The organism is Roseospirillum parvum, assembly GCF_900100455.1.
GTDB classification, from domain to species: Bacteria; Pseudomonadota; Alphaproteobacteria; order Rhodospirillales; family Rhodospirillaceae; genus Roseospirillum; species Roseospirillum parvum.
In genome coordinates this window covers 1-16,731 of the sequence record NZ_FNCV01000011.1, presented here as the reverse complement: position 1 = coordinate 16,731, position 16,731 = coordinate 1, and the positions used below count along the sequence as shown (strand labels likewise).

At 70.3% G+C, this 16,731-nt stretch carries 10 protein-coding genes, 1 pseudogene and 1 riboswitch; of the genes and pseudogenes, 4 read left to right on the top strand and 7 right to left on the bottom strand.

All coding sequences use genetic code 11. The features are described from left to right. The first annotated feature begins 79 nt into the window (after positions 1 to 79). Positions 80 to 1,684: a gamma-glutamyltransferase gene (locus BLR95_RS13345; RefSeq protein WP_218119564.1), complete on the top strand. Its 1,605-nt coding sequence runs from the start codon at positions 80 to 82 to the stop codon at positions 1,682 to 1,684. A gap of 58 nt (positions 1,685 to 1,742) precedes the next feature. Here the strand turns inward: BLR95_RS13345 and BLR95_RS13340 are convergent, their stop codons facing one another. Beyond that, entirely contained in the window at positions 1,743 to 2,393 is a 651-nt protein-coding gene (locus BLR95_RS13340; RefSeq protein WP_176787867.1) for a TetR/AcrR family transcriptional regulator, read from the bottom strand. Between the two features lie 144 nt (positions 2,394 to 2,537). Between BLR95_RS13340 and BLR95_RS13335 the strand changes: the two genes are divergently transcribed. Together BLR95_RS13335 and BLR95_RS13330 are read left to right on the top strand one after the other, a co-directional pair. Further along, positions 2,538 to 3,740, top strand: a complete 1,203-nt coding sequence (locus BLR95_RS13335) for an efflux RND transporter periplasmic adaptor subunit (protein WP_092621127.1) — start codon at positions 2,538 to 2,540, stop codon at positions 3,738 to 3,740. A gap of 63 nt (positions 3,741 to 3,803) precedes the next feature. After that, positions 3,804 to 6,923 (top strand): efflux RND transporter permease subunit, encoded by a 3,120-nt coding sequence (locus tag BLR95_RS13330; RefSeq protein ID WP_092621124.1) that lies wholly within the window; start codon positions 3,804 to 3,806, stop codon positions 6,921 to 6,923. Positions 6,924 to 7,166: 243 nt separating this feature from the next. Here the strand turns inward: BLR95_RS13330 and meaB are convergent, their stop codons facing one another. The 6 genes from meaB to BLR95_RS13300 form a co-directional block, all read right to left on the bottom strand. Then, positions 7,167 to 8,186 carry a methylmalonyl Co-A mutase-associated GTPase MeaB gene (gene meaB / locus BLR95_RS13325; protein WP_092621121.1) on the bottom strand — a complete coding sequence of 340 codons (1,020 nt, stop codon included), beginning with the start codon at positions 8,184 to 8,186 and terminating at the stop codon, positions 7,167 to 7,169. An 11-nt stretch (positions 8,187 to 8,197) separates the two neighbouring features. Beyond that, positions 8,198 to 10,402 carry a methylmalonyl-CoA mutase gene (gene scpA / locus BLR95_RS13320; RefSeq protein WP_092621118.1) on the bottom strand — a complete coding sequence of 735 codons (2,205 nt, stop codon included), beginning with the start codon at positions 10,400 to 10,402 and terminating at the stop codon, positions 8,198 to 8,200. Next, positions 10,399 to 12,465 carry a methylmalonyl-CoA mutase family protein gene (locus BLR95_RS13315; RefSeq protein WP_245689535.1) on the bottom strand — a complete coding sequence of 689 codons (2,067 nt, stop codon included), beginning with the start codon at positions 12,463 to 12,465 and terminating at the stop codon, positions 10,399 to 10,401. Before BLR95_RS13315 ends, scpA begins: the two co-directional genes overlap by 4 nt. 140 nt (positions 12,466 to 12,605) lie before the next feature. Beyond that, a complete protein-coding gene (locus BLR95_RS13310; protein WP_092621115.1) occupies positions 12,606 to 13,997 on the bottom strand; it encodes an NAD(P)(+) transhydrogenase (Re/Si-specific) subunit beta in 1,392 nt (463 codons plus the stop codon). 15 nt (positions 13,998 to 14,012) lie between these two features. Then, positions 14,013 to 14,438, bottom strand: a complete 426-nt coding sequence (locus BLR95_RS13305; RefSeq protein WP_176787865.1) for a proton-translocating transhydrogenase family protein — start codon at positions 14,436 to 14,438, stop codon at positions 14,013 to 14,015. Then, positions 14,438 to 15,595 (bottom strand): Re/Si-specific NAD(P)(+) transhydrogenase subunit alpha, encoded by a 1,158-nt coding sequence (locus tag BLR95_RS13300; protein ID WP_092621109.1) that lies wholly within the window; start codon positions 15,593 to 15,595, stop codon positions 14,438 to 14,440. The genes BLR95_RS13305 and BLR95_RS13300 overlap by 1 nt, the downstream gene beginning before the upstream one ends. A 405-nt stretch (positions 15,596 to 16,000) precedes the next feature. Then, a riboswitch (cobalamin riboswitch) is annotated at positions 16,001 to 16,311 on the top strand. Between the two features lie 189 nt (positions 16,312 to 16,500). Here BLR95_RS13300 and BLR95_RS13295 point away from each other — a divergent pair. Further along, positions 16,501 to 16,731 (top strand): annotated as a pseudogene (locus tag BLR95_RS13295) (hypothetical protein); the annotation flags it as partial.

Below are 16,731 nucleotides of genomic sequence, written 5' to 3'. Positions count from 1 at the left end.
CGTTGACAGACCCCTGGGGTGACGGCTACCAGGGTTTCTTTTTTCGCCGGCCCGCTGGCGAGGGATGGGGGAGTCTGTCATGTCCGGGCGTGGAGCCGTCGCCGCCGGCCATCCGGTGACCGCCGATGTCGCCGCCGAGGTGCTGAAAGCCGGCGGCAACGCGGTCGACGCGGCGCTGGCCGGGGTGGCCGCCGCCTGCGTCGCCGAGCCGGTGCTCGCGTCGCTGGGCGGCGGTGGCTTCCTGCTGGTCCATCCGCCTGACCGGGCGCCCCTGGTGTGCGACTTCTTCACCCACACGCCGCGCCGTCGCCGGCCCCTGGAGGAGGTGGATTTCCACCCCATCGTCGCCGACTTCGGCACCGTCACCCAGGATTTCCATATCGGCCAGGGGGCGGTGGCGGTGCCCGGCCTGCCGCGCGGGCTGGTCGAGACCCACCGCCGCTTCGGCCACATGCCGCTGACCGAGGTGGTCGCCCCGGCGGTGACCCTGGCCGGCCAGGGCGTGCCGCTGTCGGCGCTTCAGGCCTACATCCTGAGCGTCGTCGGGCCGATCTTCACCGCCACCGAGGGCGCGCGCGCCCTGTACTGCGATCCCGACGGCACCCTGAAGGGCGCCGGGGCCAACGGCACCCTGAAGGGCGCCGGGGCGACCATCCGCCTGCCCAACCTGGGCCCCCTGCTGGAGGAGTTGGCCCGCGAGGGCGACCGCTTCTTCTATGAAGGGGAGCCCGGCCAACGGCTGCTCGCCGCCCAGGCCGAGGGGGGCTTTCTCGGCCCCGACGATCTGAGCGGCTACCGCATGGAGCTGCGCCGCCCGCTGAGCGTCGAGGTGGGCGGGCAGCGCCTGTTCACCAACCCGCCGCCCTCCACCGGCGGGGTGCTGATCGCCTTCGCCCTCGGGCTGCTGGAAGGCAGCGGGCTGGCCGGCACCACCTTCGGCGCCCCCGGGCACCTGTGCCGGCTGGTCGCGGCGATGGCGGCGACCAACCGGGCGCGCCAGGAAAGCCGCCTCGCCGAGGACCCCGAAGGGGCCGCCGCCACCCTGGCCTCGGCCAGCTTCGTTGAGCGCCATCTGGCCGCCTGTCTGGCCGCCCTCGAGGGCCATCCGCCGGCCTTCCGGGGCACCACCCACATCAGCGTGGTCGATGGCGCCGGCGGAGCGGCGGCGCTGACCGTCTCCAACGGCGAGGGCAACGGCTGGATCCTGCCCGGCACCGACATCATGATGAACAACATGCTGGGCGAGGAAGACCTGAGCCCAGGCGGCTTCCACAGCTGGCCCACCGACACCCGGCTCTCCTCGATGATGGCGCCCAGCCTGTTGGAGGCTCCGGACGGCACCCGGCTGGCCCTTGGCTCGGGCGGCTCCAACCGCATCCGCACGGCGATCCTCCAGGTGCTGGCCAACCGGCTGTGGCTGGGCCACGACCTGGAGCGGGCGGTCGACGCGCCGCGCCTGCACTTCGAGGCCGGCACCCTCAACCTGGAGCCCGGTTTCAGCGAGCCGGCGCGCCGGGCCGTCGCCGCCCTGCCCGACGGCATGGTCGACAAGGTGGTGGAGTGGGACGGCCCCAACATGTTCTTCGGCGGCGTGCACGCGGTGGCGCATCGGGCCACGGCCCGGGGGGTCCAACTGGCGGCGGTCGGCGACCCCAGGCGGGGCGGCGCGGCGCGGCTGCCATAGGGGATGGCGATCAGGGCTTGCCGCGCCTCGATGGTCGGACTATATATAGCGCGCTATTTTAATTCCCCACGGCCAGGCTTTCCTGACGGCGGACCCGCGCCCCGTCCAGGAACAGGCCGATGGCCAGACCCAGCCGCGCCTCGGCCTGTTCGGCGTCGAGCGGCGGCCGCTGCGAGTCGAGCAGCCAATCGAGCGGATTGTGGTAGACCATGTCGAACAACACCTCGGACGCCGCCTGGGGGTCGAGCGGCACGATTTCGCCGCGCGCCATGGCCCGTGCCAACTCCTCGGCGATCATCGCCCGCGCCGTGCCCGCCCCCTCGCGCAGGAAGGCCTGGGCCACCTGCTGGGCCTCCGGGGCCTCGGCGATCATCGCCCGCAGCACGGCCAGCCGGCGTTCGGAAATGCGGGCCCGCACCTCGCGCCGCAACAGCAGGTGCAGGCGCTCCTTCAGCGGCAGGTCGTGGGCCTCGGCCGGCAGCGGACGGACCAGCGAGGCCCGCACCCGACGCACCCAGGCCGTGAACAGCGCCGCCCGGCTGTCGTGGATGGCATACAGGGTGCGCTTGGACATGCCGGCGGCGCGCGCCACCGCGTCCATGGTGGCCGCCTTCAGACCCTTGGTGGCGACCAGCTTTTCCAGGGCATCGAGGATCAATGCCTCGCGCTGCCCGGGGTCGAGGGGCGGGCGTCCGCGGCGGCGCGGCATGGGTTTGGGGGCGGTGTCACACAATCTCTCTTGCATCGTTCCAGGATACGGTCTATTTCCAATACCGTCCAGTTTCCAAAAAAGATCGGTTTGCCGGGGTCGTCGCTTGCGAAGCCGCCGGGAAACCACCCCAGGAGAGCTCCCATGATCGTTCGTGCGCGATCCGGGCCCGTTGGCCCGATCCTCGGTGCGCTGTTTGTCCTCTGCCTGCTGGTCGCCCCGGCCGCCGCCCAGGCCCCCGGTGGCGGCGGCCCGCCGCCGGCGGTGACGGTGGTCACCGTGCAGCAGCGGGACATCACCCTGACCGCCGATCTGCCGGGCCGCGTGGTCGCCTCCGGGGTGGCCGAGGTGCGTCCCCAGGTCAACGGCATCATCACCGAGCGTCTGTTCCAGGAAGGCTCCGATGTCGCCCTGGGGCAACCGCTGTACCGCATCGATCCCGACACCTACGCCGCCCAGGTGGCCTCGGCCGAGGCCCAGATCGCCCAGGCCCAGGCCACCCTGAAGGCGGCCGACCGCGAGGCCGACCGGGCCGCCAAGCTGGTCCGCGAGCGGGTCGCCAGCCAGCGCACCCTGGACGAGGCGGTGGCGGCGCGCGACGAGGCGGCGGCCGCCGTCAAGGTGGCCCAGGCCGCCCTGCGCTCGGCCCGCATCGAGCTCGACCGGACCACCATCAAGGCGCCGCTGGCCGGCGTCATCGGCCGCTCGCTGACCACCCAGGGCGCCCTGGTGACCAGCGGTCAGGCCACGCCGCTGGCGGTCATCCGCACCATTGATCCGGTGCTGGTCGACGTCACCCAGTCGGCGGCCGAGGTGCTGTCCTGGCGCCGCGCCAAGGCCGGCCAGTCGCCCAGTCAGGTTCCCGCCGGCTCGGACGCCGTGCGCCTGACCCTGGCCGACGGCAAGGCCTACGAGCACACCGGCTCGCTGCGCGCCGCCGAACCCAACGTCAACGAGCAGACCGGGGTGGTCACCCTGCGCCTGGAGTTCCCCAACCCCGACCGCCTGCTGCTGCCCGGCATGTACGTGCGGGTGGTGATGCCCCAGGGCGTGGTCAAGGACGCCGTGTTGGCGCCCCAGGAAGGGGTCAGCCACGACCGCCGGGGCCGCCCCACCGCCCTGGTCGTCGGCCCGGACAACACGGTCGAGCCGCGCGAGTTGACCGTGGTTCAGGCCCAGGGCAACGACTGGGTGGTCAGCGCCGGCCTGAAGGACGGCGACCGGCTGATCGTCAAGGGCCTGCAGAAGGCCCGCCCGGGGGCTCAGGTCACCCCGACCGAGCAGGGCGGCGACCCGAACAGCCCGTCGGGAGGCAACAACGCCGCCCCGGCCGCCAGCACCAACTGATCGTCAACCGCCCCCCGTCCGTCCGCAGCCGCCCCCCAGGAGCCGCCCCCCAGGAGCCGCCAGATGTCCCGCTTTTTTATCGACCGCCCGGTTTTCGCGTGGGTGATCGCCATTTTCATCATGGGCATCGGCGTGCTGTCGGTGCTCTCGCTGCCGGTCAGCCAGTACCCGCAGATCGCCCCGCCGACGGTCAACGTAAGCGCCAACTATCCCGGCGCCTCGGCGCGCACCGTGGAGAGCACCGTCACCCAGGTCATCGAACAGCAGATGACCGGGCTTGATGGCCTGCGCTACCTGTCGTCCACCTCCAACGCCGCCGGCTCGGCCGAGATCACCCTGACCTTCGAGACCGGCACCGATCCGGACATCGCCCAGGTCCAGGTGCAGAACAAGCTCTCGCAGGCCACCCCGCTGCTGCCCGAGGCGGTCCAGCGCCAGGGCGTGACGGTGGAGAAGTCGGCCGCCGGCTTCCTGATGGTGATCGGCCTGATCGCCGAGGAAGGGGCCGCCCAGTCCGACCTCAACGATGTCGACCTGTCCGACTATCTGGCCTCCAACCTGGAGGAAGAGATCAGCCGCATCGAGGGCGTCGGCGAGGTCACCGTCTTCGGCTCGCCCTATGCCATGCGCATCTGGCTCGACCCGGAACGTCTGGCCGCCTACGAGCTGGCCCCGTCCGACGTGGTGGCCGCCGTGTCGGCCCAGAACGCCCAGATCTCGGCCGGCCAGTTCGGCGCCCTGCCGGCGCCGGAGGGCCAGGCCATCAACGCCACCATCACCGCCCAGTCGCTGCTGACCACGCCGACCGACTTCGAACAGGTGGTGGTGCGGGCCGAAACCGACGGCGGGCTGGTCCTGCTGAAGGACGTCGCCCGGGTGGAGATCGGGGCCGAGAGCTACCGCACCATCCCGCGCTACAAGGGCCGCCCGGCGGCCGGCATGGCACTCCGGCTGGCCAGCGGGGCCAACGCCCTGGACACCGCCAATCGGGTCAAGGCGCGCATGGACGAGTTGGCCCAGTTCTTCCCCGAGGGGATCACCTACACCATCCCCTACGACACCACGCCGTTCGTCAAGATCTCCATCGAGGAGGTGGTGGCCACCCTGTTCGAGGCCATCGTGCTGGTCTTCGTGGTCATGCTGCTGTTCCTCGGCAACATCCGGGCCACCCTGATTCCCACCCTGGCGGTGCCGGTGGTGCTGCTCGGCACCTTCGGGGTGCTGGCCGCCTTCGGTTTTTCCATCAACACCCTGACCATGCTGGCCATGGTGCTGGCCATCGGCCTTCTGGTCGATGACGCCATCGTGGTGGTGGAAAACGTCGAGCGCATCATGGAGGAGGAAGACCTCGACCCGCGCGAGGCCACCCGCAAGTCCATGGGCCAGATCACCGGGGCGCTGATCGGCATCGCCCTGGTGCTGTCGGCGGTGTTCGTGCCGATGGCCTTCTTCGGCGGCTCGACCGGGGTCATCTATCGCCAGTTCTCGGTGGCCATCGTCTCGGCCATGATCCTCTCGGTGGTGGTCGCGTTGACCCTGTCGCCGGCGCTGTGCGCCACCCTGCTGAAGGCCCGCCAGACCCACCCCAAGCGCGGCCCGCTGGCCTGGTTCAACAACAGCTTCACCTGGCTGACCGAGCGCTACGCCAAGGGCGTCGGCGGCATCGTCAAGCGCCCCTTGCGCCTCGGCCTGATCTACCTCGCCCTGGTCGGCGGCATGGGCGTTCTGTTCACCCAGACCCCGACCGGCTTCCTGCCCGACGAGGACCAGGGCATCCTGTTCGTCCTGGTCCAGGGGCCGGCCGGCTCGACCGCCCAGCAGACCCGCGAGGTGATGACCCACATCGAGGACCACTTCCTGAACGCCGAGGCGGAAAACGTCGAAGGCCTGTTCACCGTGGTCGGCTTCAGCTTCGCCGGCTCGGGCCAGAACACCGGCATCGGCTTCGTGCGCCTGAAGGACTGGGACGAACGCCCGCGCCCCGACCAGGGCGTCCAGGCCATCGCCGGGCGCGCCTGGGGCGCCTTGAGCGGAGTCCAGGGGGCGATGATCTTCCCCGTGGTGCCGCCGGCGGTGATCGAGCTGGGCAACGTCTCGGGCTTCGACGTCTACCTCCAGGCCCGCGCCGGGCAGACCCACGACGAGCTTCTGGCCGCCCGCAACCAGTTGATGGGCATGGCCTCGCAAAGCCCGATGATCGGCTCGATCCGGCCCAACGGCCTGGAAGACGCGCCGCAGTTCTTCCTCGACGTGGACTGGCGCAAGGCCGGCGCCATGGGCCTCACCGCGGCCGATGTCTCCCAGTTGCTGTCCACCGCCTGGTCGGGCAGCTACGTCAACGACTTCCTGGACCGCGGCCGGATCAAGAAGGTCTACGTGCAGGGCGAACCCGACGCCCGCAGCACCCCGGACGACATCGAACGCTGGCGGGTGCGCAACGAGAGCGGCGGGCTGGTCCCCTTCTCCAACTTCGCCGACGGCTCGTGGCGCTTCGGGCCACAGGGGCTCTATCGCTACAACGGCATGCCCGCCATGCAGTTGCAGGGTCAGCCGGTCCCCGGGGTGACCACCGGCGAAGCCATGGACGAAATGGAGCGTCTGGCCGGCCAACTGCCCCCCGGCTTCGATCTGGCCTGGACCGGCCTGTCGCTGGAGGAACGCCAGACCGGCGGTCAGGCCCCCCTGCTCTACGCCCTGTCGCTGGCCGCCGTGTTCCTCTCCCTGGCCGCGCTCTATGAAAGCTGGGCCATCCCGGTGGCGGTCATGTTCGCCATGCCCCTGGGCGTGCTGGGCGCCCTGCTCGCCGCCCTGGTCGGCGGCTTCGCCAACGACGTGTTCTTCCAGGTCGGCATCCTCACCACCATCGGCCTGACCGGCAAGAACGCCATCCTGATCGTCGAGTTCGCCCGCCACCGTCAGGAATCCGGCGAACCCCTGCTGACCGCCGTGGTCGAAGCCGCCCGCCAACGCTTCCGACCCATCGTCATGACCTCGATGGCCTTCGGCCTCGGCGTCACGCCGCTGGTCATCAGCTCCGGCGCCGGCTCGGCGGGCCGCAACGCCATCGGCTCCGGCGTGCTGGGCGGCATGCTCGCCGCCACCATCCTGGGAACCCTGCTGGTGCCCCTGTTCTACACCATCATCCGCCAACTCACCGGCCGCGTGGGCGCCGGCCAGGGCTGATCCGCCGACCGCCGAGGCGCGGCGACCACCGCCAAGGGGCGCCGCCCCTTGGAACCCCGCTGGGGAGGCCGGGGGCCTCCCCAGACCCCACCACGACTTAAAACCCCACAGAGGGGGCTTGCCCCCCTCTGTGGGGTTTTGATTCACGGCGGGGGTCCGGGGGGGCCCCTGGTCCCCCCGGCGGGGGTTCCAAGGGGGCCGCGCCCCATTGGCGGTGGCGGCCACACCCCGACCGTTGGCGGTTCACTCCTGGCCGGTGAAGGTGGCGAGCAGGTGGTCGACGGCGAGGCTGGGGGCGAGGGTTCCCTGGGCCACTTGGCTTTCCATGTCGGGCAGGGTGTGGGCCACCTGGGGGTGGTTCTGGAAGCGTTCCATCAGGCCGTCTTCCAGCATGCTGCGCATCCAGCGGACCATCTGGTCCTGGCGCCGGGCGGTGCGTTCGCCGCTGTCGTGCATCAGGCGGCGGTGGCGGTCGATGTGCTCCCACAGGGCCTTGAGGCCCTGCCCGGTCAGCCCCGAGCACGGCACCACCGGCGGCGACCAAGTGGGCGAGGCCGGATTGAGGATATGCAGGGCGCTTTTGTATTCGCGCACGGCGGCGCCGGCCCGGTGGTCGTTGTCGCCGTCGCATTTGTTGACGGCGATCATGTCGGCCAGTTCCAGCACGCCTTTCTTGATGCCCTGGAGTTCGTCGCCAGCCCCGGGCAGCATGAGGACCAGGAAGAAGTCGACCATATCGGCGACCACGGTTTCGTTCTGCCCGGCGCCGACGGTTTCGACCAGGATGACGTCGTAGCCGGCGGCCTCGCAAAGCAGCATGGTTTCGCGGGTCATCCGGGTGACCCCGCCGAGCCGTCCGGCCGAGGGCGAGGGACGGATGAAGGCGGCCGGGTTCTGGGACAGGGTCTCCATGCGCGTCTTGTCGCCGAGGATCGAGCCCCCGGAGCGCGACGACGAGGGATCGATGGCCAGCACGGCGACCTTGTGGCCCTGCCCGGTCAGCAGGCCGCCCAGGGCCTCGATGAAGGTCGACTTGCCGACCCCGGGCACCCCGGTGATGCCGACCCGCTGGGCGGCCCCGGTGAAGGGCAGCACCGCCTGGAGCAGATCGCGGGCCAGGGCGCGGTGCTCGGCCCGGCGGCTTTCCACCAGGGTGATGGCGCGGGCCAGGATGGCGCGGTCGCCGGCCCTCACCCCGGCCACGTAGTCGTCGAGGGAAAGCTGGCGGCGGACCGGCTGGGCGGCGGCGGCGGGCTGAGACATCGGGCCGGGTGCTACTCGGCGGCCTGGGGATCGCTGTAGCCAAGCGCCCGGTTCAGCTCGTGCAGCAGCTCGATGGCGGCCGCCGAGATCACCGTGCCCGGGCCGAAGATGGCCTTGGCCCCGGCCTTCCTGAGGGCGTCGTAATCCTGGGGCGGGATGACCCCGCCGCAGACCACCAGGATGTCGTCGCGGCCCAACTCGGCCAGTTCGCGGCGCAACTCGGGAACCAGGGTCAGGTGGCCGGCGGCCAGCGACGAGGCGCCGACGATGTGGACATCGTTCTCCACCGCCTGACGGGCGGTTTCGGCCGGGGTCTGGAACAGCGAGCCGATATCGACGTCGAAGCCCAGGTCGGCGAAGGCCGAGGCGATCACCTTCTGGCCCCGGTCGTGGCCGTCCTGGCCCATCTTGGCGATCAGGATGCGCGGCCGGCGGCCTTCGTTGGCCTCGAAGGTCTCGATCAACTGTCGGACCCGCTCAAGCTGGGAATTGTCCTTGCCCATTTCGCCCTTGTAGACCCCCGACACGGCCCGCACGGTCGCCTGATGGCGGCCGAAGACCTTCTCCATGGCATCGCTGATCTCGCCCACGGTACACTTGGCGCGCGCCGCGTCAACCGACAGGGCGAGCAGGTTGCCGCCCTTGTGGGCGCCGTTGGTCAGGGCTTCCAGGGCCTGACGCACGGCCTCGGGATCGCGCTCGGCGCGCAGGCGTTCGAGCTGGGCGATCTGCTGGCGGCGCACCTCGGCGTTCTCGACCTTCAGCACCTCGATGTTGTCGGCCTCGTCCTCGAGCTGGTAGCGGTTGACGCCGACCACGCTCTGGCGGCCGGCGTCGATGCGGGCCTGGGTGCGGGCCGCCGCTTCCTCGATGCGCAGCTTCGGCGTGCCGGCCTCGATCGCCTTGGCCATGCCGCCCATGCCTTCCACTTCCTCGATGTGGGCCCAGGCGCGCTCGGCCAGATCGCGGGTCAGGCGCTCCAGGTAGTAGCTGCCGGCCCAGGGGTCGATGATCCGCGTGGTGCCGCTTTCCTGTTGCAGGAATAGCTGGGTGTTGCGGGCGATGCGGGCCGAGAAGTCGGTCGGCAGGGCGAGCGCCTCGTCGAGCGCGTTGGTGTGCAGCGACTGGGTGTGGCCCTGGGTGGCGGCCATCGCCTCGATGCAGGTGCGGACCACGTTGTTGAAGACATCCTGGGCGGTCAGCGACCAGCCGGAGGTCTGGCAGTGGGTGCGCAGCGACAGCGACTTCTGGTTCCGGGGCTCGAAGCGGTTCATCAGCTTGGCCCACAGCAGGCGGGCGGCGCGCATCTTGGCCACTTCCATGTAGAAGTTCATGCCGATGGCCCAGAAGAACGACAGCCGCGGGGCGAAGGCATCGACGGTGAGGCCGGCGTCCATGCCGGCGCGCACGTACTGCACGCCGTCGGCCAGGGTGTAGGCCAGTTCCAGGTCGGCGGTCGCCCCGGCTTCCTGCATGTGGTAGCCGGAAATGGAGATGCTGTTGAACTTGGGCATGTTCGCCGAGGTGAAGGCGAAGATGTCCGAGATGATCCGCATGCTGGGGGCCGGCGGATAGATGTAGGTGTTGCGGACCATGAACTCCTTGAGGATGTCGTTCTGGATGGTCCCGGCCAACTGCTCGGGCTTCACGCCCTGTTCCTCGGCGGCGACGATGTAAAGTGCCATCACCGGCAGCACGGCGCCGTTCATGGTCATCGACACGCTCATCCTGTCGAGCGGGATGCCGTCGAACAGGGTGCGCATGTCATAGATGGAATCGATCGCCACCCCGGCCATGCCGACGTCGCCGGCGACCCGGGGGTGGTCGCTGTCGTAGCCCCGGTGGGTGGCCAGATCGAAGGCCACCGAGAGGCCCTTCTGCCCGGCCGCCAGATTGCGCCGGTAAAAGGCGTTGGAGGCGGTGGCGGTGGAAAAGCCGGCGTACTGGCGGATGGTCCACGGCTGCTGGACGTACATGGTGGGATAGGGCCCGCGCAGGAAGGGCACGATCCCGGGCAGGGTGTCCAGGTGATCGAGGCCGGCCAGATCGGCCTCGGTATAGAGCGGCCTGACGTCGATCTTTTCCGGCGTCGTCCACGGGCGGTCGCCCGGGGCGGCGCCGGCGGTGCCCTTGAAGGCGGCGGCCCAGGCCTCGGCGTCGCCCTCGGCGGCGGGCGGAGCCCACGCGAGATCGGCAAAATCGGGGATGCGGCTCATCGCGTCTCTCCCTTGGCGGCGACGCCCAGGCGGGCGTGAAGGTCTGTCAGCACCTCGAGCACCGGGCCGCCGAGATGGATGAACCCGTCGATGCCGGCGGCCCGCCAGTCGGCCTCGGCCTCGCCCGGCTTGCCGGCCAGATAGAGCACCTTGCAGCCGGCCGCCTTGAGGGCCTGGGCGACGGGCACGGCCAGTTCCTCGTAGCGGGCATCGTTGCCACAGATCACCGCCGCCTGGGCGCCGCTGTCGGCGAAGGCCTTGGCCAGCTCGGCCGGGTCGGTGGCGCCGCTTCCGGGCAGGGCCTGGACGCCGCCGGCCTCGAACAGGTTGCGGGCGAAGGTGGCGCGCGCCGTGTGCTCGGCGACCGGGCCGAGGTTGGCCGAGAAGATGCCCGGCCAGGCGCCGTGGGCCGCCTTGTGGGCGTCGGCGGCATCGCGCAGGGCCTCGAAATCCTCGCCCAGGCGGTGGCTCGGCAGCGGGCCGGAGGCCAACTCGTCCGCCGCCCCGGCGAGGGCGGCGGAGACGGCGTCGAGCGCCGCGCCAGCCTTTAGGGCGGCGATGGCGCCGCCCACCGGGTCGGCGGCCAGGGCGGCCAGATCGGGCTCGCCGCCGGCCGGGGGGGGACTGTCGGGCAGGCTGGCCGGGTCGGGCCGGGGCGTCGGCTCGGGCAATTCCTCGGTCAGGTTGGGGAACTCGGAGACGCCGGTCACCGGCTCCTTGCGACGGGCCAGGGCGGCGGCCCGGGCGGCCCAGCTTTGGGCCAGATCGTCGGCCAGCGAGCCGTCGGCCAGCACGGCGGGCAGACCGCCCCGGCGCTCCAGGTCGCGGAAGGTTTCCCAGGCCCTGGCGGCCAGCTCGGCGCTCAGGGTTTCCAGGGCCCAAGCGCCGCCGGCCGGGTCGATCACCCGGTGCAGGTTGCTTTCCTCTTTCAGGATCAGCTGGGTGTTGCGAGCGATGCGGCGGGCCAGATCGGCCGGCAGGCCGAGGGTAGCGTCGAAGGGGCGCACGGTGATGGCGTCGGCCCCGCCGACCCCGGCGGCGAAGGCGCCCACGGTGGCCCGCAGGATGTTCACCCAGGGGTCGCGCCGGCTCATCATGGGGCCGGCGGTGACGGCGTGGATGACCGCGCCCCGGGCCGCGCCCTCGGCCCCGCAGGCCTCGGCGAGGCGGCACCACAGTTGGCGGAAGGCGCGCAACTTGGCGATGCCCTTGAAGAAATCGGCCCCCACGGAAAGCCGGAACTGAAGCTGCGACAGGGCAGTTTCCAGGCCCACCCCGGCCGCCTCCAGGGCTTTCAGGGTGGCCACCCCGCCGGCCAGGGCGATGGCCAGTTCCTGGGCGTCGGTGGCGCCGGCGTCGACGTGGGCGTCGGTGGCCACGGTCAGGGCGCGCACCCCGGGCCACGCCTCGGCGACATGGGCGGCCAGGGCGGCGGCGCGGGCCAACTCGTCCTTGAGCGGCGCGGCAAGGCGGCCCTCGGCGGCCAGGGTGCCCAGCGGATCGACGTTGAGACTGCCCCGAATGGCGTCCGGCGCGGCGCCCGAGGCGGCCCACTTGTGCAGCATCAGGGTGGCGGCGGCGAAGCCGTGGCGGCCGGCCTCGACGGAAACCGGGGCCAGATCGAGGCGCACCTCGGCCAGCACGCGGTCCAGGTCGGCGGCGCGGCGCACCTTGATGCCACGCCGGCCCTCGGGATCGAGCACCAGGGCCAGGCCCTCCACGCCCCGGTTCAGCTCAAGCAGGATCTCGCGGTTGCTGTGGGCCGGGTCGGGATGGGCGAAGGTCTGGCGGATCTCCCACCCGGCGAGCGCCCCGGCGGCCGCCGTGCGGCCCCGGGTGAAGGGCGCAAAGCCGGGCAGGCCGGCCGGCGCCGGGGGCATGTCGGCGCGGGTGTAGAGCGGCTGGACGGTCAGCCCCTCCGCCGTTCGGGTCAGCAGTTTCTTGTCGAACGGGGCGCCTTTCAGCGCCTTGTCCACCAGTCCCCGCCATTGCTCCAGATCGGGCGTCGGGAACTCCCCCGCCAGCACCAGATCCCCGGACCCGTTACCCTCAGCTCCAGACACGTCGTCATTCCCCCGAGTCAAATGCCAGCCAGACTCACATCACAGGTAGCCCCTGCCCCGGCCGATGTCCAGGGTTGGACCACGGAAGAAGGGCTCCATCCCTGGTGGGATGGAGCCCCTCGGTCATCGTTTCGGCGCGCCTAATCGAGCGCCGCGACCACTTCCTCGGTCATCTTCTTGGCGTCACCGAACAGCATCATGGTGTTGTCGGCGTAGAACAGCGGGTTGTCGACGCCGGCATAGCCGGGCGACAGGGACCGCTTGACGAAGAGCACCGTCTTGGCCTTCTCCACGTCGAGGATCGGCATCCCGGCGATGGGGCTCGAAGGGTCGGTCTTGGCCACCGGGTTGGTGACGTCGTTGGCCCCGATGATGTAGGCGACATCGGCGGTGGAGAACTCGTGATTGATCTCCTCCAGTTCGAACACCTCGTCATAGGGCACCGAGGCCTCGGCCAGCAGCACGTTCATGTGCCCCGGCATGCGCCCGGCCACCGGGTGGATGGCGTAGCGCACGTCGACGCCCTCGGCCTTCAGCTTGTCGCCCATCTCGCGCAGGGCGTGCTGGGCCTGGGCGACGGCCATGCCGTACCCGGGGACGATGATGACCTTGGAGGCGTTCTTCATGATGAACGCCGCGTCATCGGCCGAGCCCGGCTTGGCCGCCTTGTCGCCGCTGGTCATGGTGGCGGTGGCCTGATCGCCGCCGAAGCCGCCCAGCACCACGTTGATGATCGAGCGGTTCATGCCCTTGCACATGATGTACGAGAGAATGGCACCCGACGAGCCGACCAGGGCGCCGGCCACGATCAAGAGGCTGTTGCCCAGGGTGAAGCCGATGCCGGCCGCCGCCCAGCCCGAGTAGCTGTTGAGCATGGAAATCACCACCGGCATGTCGGCGCCGCCGATGGGGATGATGATCAGCACGCCCAGGGCCAGGGCGACCAGGGTGAGGACCACGAACAGGGTGGTGCTCTCGGTGCTGGCGAACAGCACGATCAGCACCAGAAGGCCGATACCCAGGGCCGCGTTCAGGCGGTGCTGGTTGTCGAAGACGATGGGATTGCCCGACATCAGGCCCTGCAACTTGGCAAAGGCGATCACCGAGCCGGTGAAGGTGATGGCGCCGATCGCCGTGCCCAGGCTCATTTCGATGAGGGAGCCCATGCGGATGCTGCCCACCGCGCCGATGCCATAGGCCTCGGGCGTCAGCAGCGCCCCGAAGGCGACCAGCACGGCGGCCATGCCGACCAGCGAGTGGAAGGCCGCCACCAGCTGGGGCAGCGCCGTCATCTGCACCTTCTTGGCGATCACCGTGCCCAGCGAGCCGCCGATCAGCAGGGCGACCACGATGTAGGCATAGCTTTCGACCACCGGCGACATCAGGGTGGTGAGGATGGCAATGGCCATGCCGACCATGCCGTAGAGGTTGCCCCGCCGGGCGGTTTCCGGCGAACTCAGACCGCGCAGCGCCAGAATGAACAGCACCGCCGCGATCAGGTAGGCGAACATGGTGAAGCTTGAAGCCGTCATTTCGGTTCGCCTCCCTTATTTGGCTTTTTTCTTGAACATGGCCAACATTCGTTGGGTCACGATGAACCCGCCGAAAATGTTGATCGAGGCCAGCAGCACGGCGATGAAGCCGAGCACCTTGGAGGTCGAGGTGATGTCCGGGCCGGCGGCGATCAGCGCGCCGACGATGATCACCGAGCTGATGGCGTTGGTGACGCCCATCAGCGGGCTGTGCAGCGCCGGGGTGACGCTCCACACCACGTAGAAGCCGACGAAACAGGCCAGCACGAAAATGCTGAACAGGTACATGAACTCGTTGCCCGAGTGGGCGGCGGCGGCGACGCCCCCGACCACATCGGCGCCACCGGCCTGGACGGCCAGGGTCTTGGCGCTCTCGGCCACCGCCTCGGCCTGGGTGGCCAGCTTGCCGGCGGCTTCGCTGAGGGTTTGGCTGTTGGACATCAGTTGCCTCCCGAGCCCGTCAGGGCGCTGTGGACCACCTTGCCGTCACGCGCGATCAGGGTGCCCTTGACCAGGTCGTCCTCCCAGTCGAAGGCCACCTTGCCGGCTTCCTTGTCGACGAAGGGGGTGAGGAAGTTGAGCAGGTTCTTGGCGAACAGGGTCGAGGCGTCGCGGGCCACCGTGGCCGGCATGTTGGCCGGGCTGATGATGGTCACGTCGTGCTTGGTGACGGTCTTGCCGTACTCGGTCAACTCGCAGTTGCCACCGGTCTCGCCGGCCAGATCGACGATCACCGAGCCCGTTTTCATGCTCTTCACCTGCTCGGCGGTGACCAGTTTGGGGGCCGGCTTGCCGGGGATCAGGGCGGTGGTGATGATGATGTCGGCCTTGGCGATCTGCTCGGACATCACCTCGGCCTGCTTCTTGCGGTACTCGTCGCCCAGGTCCTTGGCGTAGCCGCCGGCGGTCTCGGCCTGCTTCTCGGCCTCCTCGTCGACCACCACGAACTTGCCGCCCAGGCTTTCCACCTGCTCGCGGGTCGCCGGGCGGACATCGGTGGCATAGACCACCGCGCCCATGCGCTTGGCGGTGGCGATGGCCTGAAGGCCCGCCACCCCGGCCCCGAAGACCAGCACCCGGGCCGGGGCCACGGTGCCGGCGGCGGTCATCATCATGGGGAAGCACTTGGTGAAGGCGGCCGCCGCGTCGACCACCGCCTTGTAGCCCGACAGGTTGGACTGCGAGGACAGGATGTCCATCGACTGGGCGCGCGAGATGCGCGGCATCAGCTCCATGGCGAAGGCGTCCACCCCGGCCTTGGCCAGGGCTTCGGCCAGCGGCTTGTTCTGCAGGGCGGCGAGCTGGCAGACCAGGGTCGCGCCCTTGGGCAAGAGGGCGACCTCGTCGGTGCCCTCGTCCTTCATCATGGGACGGGCCACCTTGAGCACGATGTCGGCGTCCTTCAGGGTCGCCTTGGCGTCGGCGGCGATGGTGGCCCCGACCTGCTTGAAGGCCTCGTCGGTGAAGCTGGAGCCGGCGCCGGCGCCTTTCTCGACAGCCACGTCGAAGCCGAACCCGACATACTTCTTCACCGTATCGGGCGAGGCCGCAACGCGTGTCTCGTTGGGGCGCCGCTCCTTGGGAATGGCGATCTTCATGGGCGAATCAGTCCCTCGTTGGCGATTGGTTGTCCCCCTTGGCCGCGCCGCCCTTGCCTCGAAACGTCCTCTGGGAAGGGCGGCACGTGGGGGCCTTCAGGGATCGGAAAAATTCAGGCGGACCCCCTGAAAACCGGGCGGCGCACGCCGTCACAATATGGGGCCCGGAGCGCGACAGGGACGTTTAAGATGCCCCCCGACACCCCCTTTGCCAGGGGCGCCGTCGCCTTACCGGTCGGCGGGCAACGGCGGGCCTTGGGAGCCCACCATCCCCCGGTGTTGCGCCTCCATTTACTGCCTTAAGGGCGATCAGGCAAGGGAGCGGGGATGATCGGCGCCCTCGCGGCAGGCGGCCGGGCCCGCGCCAGACGCCCCCGCCCGGCCTTGACAGAGCCCCGACGCGGCGTATGGTCGAAGCCTGATGGTGCCCGGAGGGTCTTGGCTTTCCGGGTGAAAAGGGAACACGGTGCGGTCCCGCCGCCGGCCCGGAAGGCACCTCTTCCGGCCACCGGCAAAAGGACCAAGGCCGAGGCTGCCCCCGCAACTGTAAGCGGTCAGCCGGCGTCCACCCCAGGTTGCGGCAGCCCCAACTGCCGGCAGCCGGAGGCAACACAGCCACTGGGCATCAGGCCGGGAAAATCCCCCGCCCGCCCGGGAAGGCCGGACACCGGTGACGATCCGCGAGCCAGGAGACCTGCCATCGCCCGCCCCCGGGCCGTCCCGGGGCGCGGTTGTTGCCCACCGGACGCCGGGGTGAGCGTCGCGGAGAGGCGATCAGGGCGATGGTCTTGGCTCCCCCGCGATCCGACCCACGTCGCCCCGGCCCTCGCCGTCATTCCCCAGCGTCTCCCTTGACCACCGCCGGCGCCAGGTCGCCCGGCGATGCCATGGAGACATGACCCATCATGCGTTTTCGCACCACCCTGCCCGCCGCGCTTGGCGCCGCCGCCTGCCTCGCCCTGGCCGCGCCGGCCGAGGCCCACTTCCAGCTTGTCTACACGCCCGAGGTGAACCTGGAGCAGCCCGGCGATGTGCCGCTGAGCCTGTACTTCTGGCACCCCATGGAGAATGGCCACGCCATGGACATGGGCCAGCCCGAAGCCCTGGCCTGCCACTTCAAGGGCGAGGCCATCGAC